9 protein-coding genes are annotated in these 8,381 nt (G+C 42.1%); 4 read left to right on the forward strand and 5 right to left on the reverse strand.

What is annotated here, in order from left to right:
- On the forward strand, positions 1-261 hold a 261-nt coding region (locus WBM49_RS13355; protein WP_424372547.1), incomplete at its 5' end, for a hypothetical protein.
- Between the two features lie 55 nt (positions 262-316).
- Positions 317-3,082: a CHAT domain-containing protein gene (locus WBM49_RS13360; RefSeq protein WP_424372548.1), complete on the forward strand. Its 2,766-nt coding sequence runs from the start codon at positions 317-319 to the stop codon at positions 3,080-3,082.
- On the opposite strand, the gene WBM49_RS13365 is transcribed toward WBM49_RS13360, so the two are convergent.
- Together WBM49_RS13365 and WBM49_RS13370 are read right to left on the reverse strand one after the other, a co-directional pair.
- A complete protein-coding gene (locus tag WBM49_RS13365; RefSeq protein WP_424372549.1) occupies positions 3,062-3,793 on the reverse strand; it encodes a tetratricopeptide repeat protein in 732 nt (243 codons plus the stop codon). The two genes, WBM49_RS13360 and WBM49_RS13365, sit on opposite strands and share 21 nt — an antisense overlap.
- Positions 3,793-4,365 (reverse strand): RNA polymerase sigma factor, encoded by a 573-nt coding sequence (locus tag WBM49_RS13370; protein ID WP_424372550.1) that lies wholly within the window; start codon positions 4,363-4,365, stop codon positions 3,793-3,795. Before WBM49_RS13370 ends, WBM49_RS13365 begins: the two co-directional genes overlap by 1 nt.
- A 110-nt stretch (positions 4,366-4,475) precedes the next feature.
- Between WBM49_RS13370 and WBM49_RS13375 the strand changes: the two genes are divergently transcribed.
- On the forward strand, positions 4,476-5,207 hold the full coding sequence (locus WBM49_RS13375) for a hypothetical protein (RefSeq protein ID WP_424372551.1): 732 nt from the start codon (positions 4,476-4,478) through the stop codon (positions 5,205-5,207).
- 146 nt (positions 5,208-5,353) lie between these two features.
- Here WBM49_RS13375 and WBM49_RS13380 read toward each other — a convergent pair whose 3' ends face one another.
- The 3 genes from WBM49_RS13380 to WBM49_RS13390 form a co-directional block, all read right to left on the reverse strand.
- Entirely contained in the window at positions 5,354-5,590 is a 237-nt protein-coding gene (locus WBM49_RS13380; RefSeq protein WP_424372552.1) for a hypothetical protein, read from the reverse strand.
- 136 nt (positions 5,591-5,726) lie between these two features.
- Positions 5,727-6,425 carry a lipoyl(octanoyl) transferase LipB gene (gene lipB / locus WBM49_RS13385; protein WP_424372553.1) on the reverse strand — a complete coding sequence of 233 codons (699 nt, stop codon included), beginning with the start codon at positions 6,423-6,425 and terminating at the stop codon, positions 5,727-5,729.
- A 20-nt stretch (positions 6,426-6,445) separates the two neighbouring features.
- Positions 6,446-6,601 (reverse strand): YqaE/Pmp3 family membrane protein, encoded by a 156-nt coding sequence (locus WBM49_RS13390; RefSeq protein ID WP_129605687.1) that lies wholly within the window; start codon positions 6,599-6,601, stop codon positions 6,446-6,448.
- Between the two features lie 149 nt (positions 6,602-6,750).
- Between WBM49_RS13390 and lysS the strand changes: the two genes are divergently transcribed.
- Positions 6,751-8,381: lysine--tRNA ligase (gene lysS, locus WBM49_RS13395; protein ID WP_424372554.1), on the forward strand; the 1,631-nt coding region annotated here is incomplete at its 3' end.

Below are 8,381 nucleotides of genomic sequence, written 5' to 3' on the forward strand. Positions count from 1 at the left end.
GATGGGAAATGCGCCATAGACCGTATACAAAACCTCCTGGTGGCCGGGGACATCAGAAGTGTCATGGTACAAGTTTTAGACGTTAGGGGTAAGACCGTTGGTACCGCGGATAGCAAACCCATGATGAAAGAAAATGGGTTTAAGGTCTATGCTATCAAAATGAAGGATGCTGCTTTTTCAGGGCCGGCCACCATTAAAGTAACCAGAGTAGACAGCCAGGGCATAAAAACCAGCTATTCCTATGAGGCTTTTGTAAATTAGTTTGATTCCAGATAAAAAAATAGTAGCTTTTATTCATATAAAAGCTACTATTTTTATGAGAGGCCTTTCCTTCCTGCTGTTTTTCCTTCTCAGCTGCAATGTGTTTGGACAAAATCCTTATCTGGAAAAAGCAGCTACCTTTTTGTACATAGACCAGGATTCTACCTATTTCTATTTGTCTCTTGCAGAAAAGGACGAAATGGGTGCGAAGAATCCCATAGGGCTGCTGGAAGTTTATACCTATTACAATGCAGCAAGTACCCAGTACAGGGACATGTCAATGCTGCAAAAGACCATTGAAAAGCAAACGGCTCTGTTTACAGAATTAGGAGAAACCATAGAATCCCTTCCGGACGGACCTTATTACAAGATCTACTTTTGGTTCGACAAGGGTCGTTACTACTATATCCTGAATGACTACGAAAGGTCCCTTCCCTTCTTCTACCGTATCTTAAACGAGGTTGAAACGAATCCCGAACCCTCAGTAGAGGAGGAATACGCCTATTTTTTAACGGCCTCCAACAGCTACCTCGCCACCATGTTCAGAAACCAGATGAAGTATGAAGTAGCAGAAGAATTTTATGAGGAAAACCTGCGGCTACATCAAAAGTATGGGCATGAAGCAGAAGACATCTATGACACCAAAAACCTTATCGCCTCCTTAAAATCTGCTCAGGGCGATTTTACTACCTCTAACAAACTTGCCAGGGAAGCCATTCGCTACTACTTACAAACAGACCCGGAATACTATGATACAAGTTTTCTCAGCACCTCCGCCCTACTTATCAATAATTACCTGAAAATGAAGGAGGCAGACAGTGCCAAAATCTATTTAAAACAAGCTTTACCGTATACCCTCACCCGCCAACGATTTACCACCGATTTTCTCCACCTCCGGGCAAAACTGGCCACTCTCGAAGAAAATTACTCCAAGGCTGTTACCGTTTACAAGGAGGCACTTCATATCCTCGAAAAAGAAGACAAGAACGGAGATGAACAGGCCGGTTTACTCAAAGAGCTGGGCGACCTGCTTGCCCTCCAAAATGAAAGTGAGAAAGCAGCATCCTTTTATCAGCAAGCACTGGCACTATTCCCCAAAGAAACAAGTAATCCTGGCAACACTAGCAATGGGAGGGCTTATACCTTAAGCAATATTTTTCCTGTCATTAAAGCATATAACCAACTACTGCTACAAACCGCCAGCGAAGAATCTTACACCAAAGCCCTGAATAATGGCCAGGCCACCATGCGGTATCTGAATATACTGCGAAAAAAAGATTTTGGAGATGCGGATAAACAGGTACTGGTTGCCAATGTAATCCCCATTTTAGAGAGCAGTTTGGAAGCTAGTTACCAACTCTCCAAAATTACCGAAAAGCCCGGCTACATCGATACGGCTTTCGAATTTATTGAACAAAGTAAAAGTCCGGTTCTGCTGGATGCCATTCTAAGGAACAATGCCACGCACTTTGCCGGCATTCCAGACAGCCTGTTAGAAAAGGAACGTATTCTCAAAATTACGATCGCAAGCCTGGAAAAAGATATTCAACTTAGTGAGGAGGATAAAAAAAATGAACTTTTTATAGAAAAAAGAAACTATGAAAAATTTATTTCCCAACTGGAAACCGACTATCCATCCTATTACGATTTAAAATATGAAACCAATACCGTAGGCCTAAAACAATTGCAGCAAAGTATCCCAGCTGGCACCAAGGTCCTCTCCTATTTTTATGGCACAAAAGACATTTACGCCCTGGCTATTAGCGAAAATTCTGAAGAATTCATAAAAATCGCGTTTACGCAAACAGACGTCCAAAACCTGTTGGCCTATCAGAAGCAATTGGGAGACCCGAGAAGTGATTTGACACAATTGAATATCATCTCTAATGCACTCTATAAGAAATTGCTAGCCCCATTTGTGCAGGATCTCCCCCTTGAAAAGTTGCTGATCATCCCGGATGGCTTACTGCGGACAGTTCCATTTGAAGCGTTGAACACTTCCCAAAACCAGACCAAATACCTGGTTGAAAATACGGCTTGTAGCTATGCTAATTCCGCAACCCTTTGGATACAGGCACAAGCCAGCCCCGGATCCAGGCCCAAATTAGCTGCTTTTGCCCCAAACTTCACAAATCCCGGAAACACTGAACCCACTGAATTTTTACCGCTTATAGGCAACCAGCCGGAAGTGCAAAAAATCGCGACATTTTTTAAAGGTGACACCTTTTTAAATGAAGAGGCCAGTATAGACAGCTTTACGCAATTAAGTAGCGATCATACAATTATTCATCTGGCTACCCATGCCGTGGCCAACGACGAGACCCCGGAATATTCTTTCCTGGCTTTTACCCCTAACAAAATGAGCCCTTATCTGCTGTATGTGAATGATATTTATGCCCTTGAGCTGGCAGTAGACCTGGTTACCCTTAGTGCCTGCGAAACCGGGGTGGGAACCCTGCAAAAAGGAGAAGGCGTAATTAGCCTGGCCCGTGCCTTTTTCTATAGCGGCGCGAAGAGTTTGGTGTATACGCTGTGGAACATTAACGATACCTCCTCCTCTTCCATTATGGGTTCTTTTTATGAGAAACTAGCAGACGGAATGCCAAAAGACCTTGCGTTACAGGAAGCAAAAAAATCCTTTTTGGAGCATAACAAGGAAACGGCACTGGTTCATCCCTACTACTGGAGTGGCTTTATTATTCAGGGAAATACGCAGCCGTTAATGGTAAAATCATTCACCTCTTTCTATATATTGGGAATTGGTCTTTTTTTATGGATGCTGTGGTTCTTCCGGAAAAACTTATTGAAGCTGATCGAGTAATACTTTGGCCTTATCTTTTCTGTAAGAGCCATCCATGATCAAAGATTCTAGTAATGGAATAGCCTCTTTGGGCCTCTCTAATTTCACATAGCATAGGGCTGCATACCACAATGATTCCCGTTTAAAATTTCCATTAGAGCCAATAACCTCTTTAAATGATTCCAAGGCCTCAGGGGTATCTCCATTCGCCAGATACACCTGTGCCAGATAAAAGTCGGCATAAGGTATCTGCCCTTTGGCCTTGAGTTCCTGAAAATTGCGAAGTGCTGATTTGGTCTCATTGGTTTCATATGCTTCAAAGGCCAAGCGTTCCAGGCTTGTATCTTCCCCCTGGCCGCGCGTCATGGAATACACGGTATTTGGGTATTTCTCATAATTTGCCGTGTATAAGACCTCCATTTTGTCAGCACTCCCCACGCTGTAGAAATACCATCCAATGGCAAAGAGCAACGCCAGGGAAGCGGCGATTTGCAAGGGCCTCCAAAATGGCTTCCTGGGGGCTGCAGCTTGTGGTGCGCTGGTTTCAAAACCTTGTAACTTTTTCTTTAATACCTTCCTTTCCTTCTCCCGGATCACCTGTTTTACATCTTCTTCAAAAGTTAGTTGTTCCCTGAATTCGGGATCTTCTTCCAACAAAAGATCAAAGACTAGCTTTTCCTTGTCCGTTAGGGTACCTTCAAAATATTTAAATATCAGGGCTTCATTTTCCATTAGTTTCTTTGGGATTGTTCAATGGCCTCTTTTAATGTCTTCAAACATCTGGACTTCTGACTTTTTACAACATTCTCGCTATTATAGCCACCTGCTGCCATGATCTGTTTCACAGAGTATTTTTTGTAATAGAACATGGTGAGAATGGCTTTACATTTCTCCCCCAACGCTTCAAAAAAACGTTGAAGTAGTAGTTGTTCGGGTGAAAGTTCTTTCTCAATGATGTCAAAAGATTCCAACTCAATATCTTCATCCGTTACGGCGTATAATACATGGTCATTCTCTATTCTTTTACTGTTCTTGCGCAATCTTTCCATGATCTTGTATTTTCCTATGCTGATCAGATAGGTAGATACAGAACTCTTCAATTCTGTTAGCTTACCATGTTGGATATTCTCATAAAAAGCAATATAGGTGTCCTGATAAATATCTAACACATCTTCATCTCCCAGTCCGTATTTGCGGGCAAAATTCAGGAACAGTTCCCTGTTTCCCTCATATACTCCTTTAAAAGCCGAATCGGAACCATTCTTCAAAGACTCAAACAAGGCATTTTCCGATTGCTTTCCCATTTAATGTTTAAATGTCTGATTAGTTAACACTTAAATATAGAAAAATTAAGGTTGTTGTTAACCTTTTTATTGCCACTGCATAAATGGATATAACTTAAAATATAAAGAACATGAAAACAAACAAGATTACAACAGTATTTTTTTTAATGACATTTTTTCTATCGGGAATAGGGGTTTCTGCACAGTGTAATGAGATTAACATTGACAATATGACCAGGTCTCTGAAGGCGCTTATTGAACCTACTTTAAAAATCACCTTAGATCGAGATAATTCACAATTATCCCTATTGGGCTATAGCCAAAAATTTACCCTTCCTGCAGAAAATATCAGCAAAGCTGGTCGTGACTGGAGCTATTATGTACAGGATGTACGTTCGGATGATTCCAATCTTTATTTCGACAAAAATCGAAATCATTTTGTGATGGATATTCGGTTTGAAGGAGATGGGAGCGAAATAAAAGGAGTTTGCCCAGGCTGTATCCGTATGTCCAGGGATAGCAGGGCTCCCGACCTCAACTGGAAAGGCGCAAGGATTGCACGTTTGCGTTTTCGTCCGGTTCCCTTCGAAGGGTCTGTTACCTTGGAAGTTACCAGTGTAGAACTTTTTGGGGAATTTGACCTCAATGGTATCCTTGACGGGCTTTTCCCTAGAATGGTCCGCAATATGGAAAACAAGATCAAAAGAGAGATCCAAACCAATGCTCTGATCATTTTAAACAGAACCGACATCAAACGATCCATTGCAAATAATTTACGACCAATTTTAAGAGCGATGGGTATCACAGATGTCCGTAGAATTTCGCAATCTACCGATAGAAGAGATCTTTTATTTTGCAGATAAACCAAGAATGGAAAGCCGAGTTTAAAACCTCGGCTTTTATTAAATGCTGTATACTACTTATTGAATTTGTGCCTGAAATAGCTAATACTGATCCTGTGATAATTTTATACTACGATTAGTGTATTCCTAAAATTAAAAGGAACCGCTCACTCAGCTACCGTTTTGCGGTACTCAACAGTGAGCAGAGAATCTGAATTGGCTGTTGCCATATCCATTTGATGATCCGCTTCTGCAGTTTGCTGTTCAATGCGATGTTCTACCAGTAAAGGCTCATTTGCTTTTTCTGATTCATTCGCAGAAAAGAAAGTGCTTATGAGCACTCCGAGTAGACAAACACCCAACATAATACCTTTATGTAAAAATTGAGTTCTAATGTTTGACATGGTTGAAATTATTAAAGTTATTCATTGATATGCTACATACTAAAGACGAATATTTGGCCAAATTGTTACAGATATTCCGCTATAAAATTGCTTGTATCCCAATTATAGGTGTCTTTAAGTAGTTCTGAAAATGGTTCTACCGGAGATCTGCTTCAAAGAGTTTCGCGAAATGCAAGAGTAGTTTCTCCTGGACCTCTCCAAGGGGAATTTCGTTTCGCCCTAACTCCAAATTCAGGGAAGTAACCCCTTTCCCCTTGATCCCACAAGGGATCATCAGGTCAAAATAAGAAAGGTCCGTATTGACATTCAGCGCAAAACCGTGCATAGTAACCCATCTACTGGCACGTACTCCCATAGCACAGATCTTCCTTGCCAAAGGAGTGCCCACATCTAACCATACCCCGGTCTCTCCTTTAGATCGCTCCCCTTTTACCCCGTATTCCGCCAGGGTTAGGATCACCATCTCCTCCAGCAATCTCAAATATTTGTGGATGTCTGTAAAGAAATTGTCAAGGTCTAGTATGGGATAGCCAACAATCTGTCCGGGGCCATGGTAGGTAATGTCACCCCCCCTGTTGATCTTATAAAAAGTAGCGCCTTTGGCCTTTAACTGTGTCTCCCCTACCAATAAATTGGTCATATCCCCGCTTTTGCCCAGGGTATAGACATGGGGATGTTCTACAAATAAAAAATGATTGGGAGTTTCCGAGGCGACGCCTTCCCTCCTGTTCCGTATTTTCAGGTCCACGATCTCCTGGAACAATTGTTCCTGATAATCCCAGCAGTCTTTGTAGTCTTTAAGCCCCAGATCTTGTATGCCCACTTTTTTGTTCATAGGCCACAAAGATACGAGGATCAGTTGGGATTATTCAAAATGATAAGGGCCGCAATAACCCCCGGGACCCAGCCGCAAAGGGTTAGCAGAAAAACAATAATAAAGGAGCCGCAGCCTTTCCCGATCACAGATAAGGGCGGAAAGAGGATGGCGAGCAATACGCGTATAAAGCTCATTATTCTTTGATTTTGATTGATGTACCTATAAGACGCAGCTATATCCAAAAAGTTACGTTGCTGAACGAAAAAAATGTCGATGGTCTAATTCTTTTAAAGATTGATAGATTGGAGGTATGTAGCTATATTTGCAACTCTAATTTTGGTGTATGCAACTGTCTGAACAAGAAGTCATCCGGAGAGAGAAACTTTCCAAATTACGCGAAATGGGGATCAACCCATACCCTGCAGCCCTTTATCCTGTAGACACCATGTCTTCCCAGATAAAAAAGGAGTATGTGGAAGGGAAAGAAGTAGTGATCGCAGGCCGACTCATGTCGCGCCGTATTCAGGGAAAAGCCTCTTTTGCCGAATTGCAGGATAGCGAAGGCCGTATACAGGTCTATTTTAACCGTGATGAGATCTGCCCCGGAGAAGACAAAACGCTGTATAATGACATTTATAAGAAATTACTGGATATTGGAGATATCATTGGCGTAAAGGGTACTTTATTTACCACCCAGGTGGGGGAAAAAACCGTCATGGTGAAAGAATTTGTGATCCTCAGTAAATCGCTACGCCCCTTACCCCTTCCTAAAAAAGATGCAGAAGGCCATGTTTTTGATGAATTCAATGATCCGGAACAGCGTTACAGACAGCGCTATGTAGACCTGGTCGTAAATCCCAAGGTAAAAGAAACCTTTGTAAAAAGAACAAAGATCACTAATACTATCCGAAACTTTTTTAATGAAAAAGGCTATCTGGAGGTGGAAACACCCATCTTACAGCCTATTCCCGGAGGTGCAGCGGCCCGTCCTTTTGTGACCCATCACAATGCCCTAAATATCCCTCTTTACCTGAGGATAGCCAATGAATTGTACTTAAAACGTCTTATAGTAGGAGGATTTGATGGCGTCTATGAATTTTCAAAGGATTTCAGGAACGAAGGTATGGATAGAACCCATAATCCGGAATTTACCGTAATGGAACTCTATGTGGCCTATAAGGATTACAATTGGATGATGGATACCACGGAGCAATTACTGGAAAAAGTTGCCATGGAAGCCAATGGAAGTACACTTATCCCGGTTGGAAAGAACGAGATCAATTTTAAGGCCCCGTATCCAAGAGTCCCTATCCTTACCGCTATTAAAGATCATACCGGCTATGATCTTTCAGGGAAAAAGGAAAATGAAGTAAAAGAGATCGCCAAAAAACTTGGGATAGATGTAGATGACAGCATGGGATTGGGCAAGCTCATTGATGAGATCTTTGGTGAGACCTGTGAAAAGCACTATGTGCAGCCCACTTTTATCATCGATTATCCGAAAGAAATGAGTCCGCTTACCAAAGAACACCGGACGAATCCTTCACTAACCGAACGTTTTGAGCTCATGGTAAATGGAAAGGAAATAGCCAACGCCTATTCGGAGTTAAATGACCCCATAGACCAACGGGAGCGATTTGAAGAACAGTTACAATTGTCCGAAAAAGGGGATGATGAGGCCATGTTTATAGATCAGGATTTTCTCCGAGCCCTGGAATATGGGATGCCCCCTACCTCCGGTATCGGCATTGGTATAGACAGGTTGGTAATGTTAATGACCAACAATGCTTCTATCCAGGAGGTGTTGTTCTTTCCACAAATGCGCCCCGAAAAGAAGCCTTTGGAACTAAGTGAGAATGAAAAGATTATTCTGGGACATCTGAAAGCCCAAAATCCGGTGCCTTTAACCACCCTGAAAGAGAAGGCTGCCTTAAGTAATAAAGCCTGGGACAAAGGCATTAAAGGATTAACGGC

The sequence above is a fragment of the Muriicola sp. genome, from assembly GCF_049669965.1.
GTDB lineage: Bacteria > Bacteroidota > Bacteroidia > Flavobacteriales > Flavobacteriaceae > Muriicola.

Coding starts and splice junctions, on each gene's coding strand:
- WBM49_RS13360 (WP_424372548.1), top strand. CDS start 317: ATGAGAGGCCTTTCCTTCCTGCTGTTTTTCCTTCTCAGCTGCAATGTG.
- WBM49_RS13365 (WP_424372549.1), bottom strand. CDS start 3,793: ATGGAAAATGAAGCCCTGATATTTAAATATTTTGAAGGTACCCTAACG.
- WBM49_RS13370 (WP_424372550.1), bottom strand. CDS start 4,365: ATGGGAAAGCAATCGGAAAATGCCTTGTTTGAGTCTTTGAAGAATGGT.
- WBM49_RS13375 (WP_424372551.1), top strand. CDS start 4,476: ATGAAAACAAACAAGATTACAACAGTATTTTTTTTAATGACATTTTTT.
- WBM49_RS13380 (WP_424372552.1), bottom strand. CDS start 5,590: ATGTCAAACATTAGAACTCAATTTTTACATAAAGGTATTATGTTGGGT.
- lipB (WP_424372553.1), bottom strand. CDS start 6,425: ATGAACAAAAAAGTGGGCATACAAGATCTGGGGCTTAAAGACTACAAA.
- WBM49_RS13390 (WP_129605687.1), bottom strand. CDS start 6,601: ATGAGCTTTATACGCGTATTGCTCGCCATCCTCTTTCCGCCCTTATCT.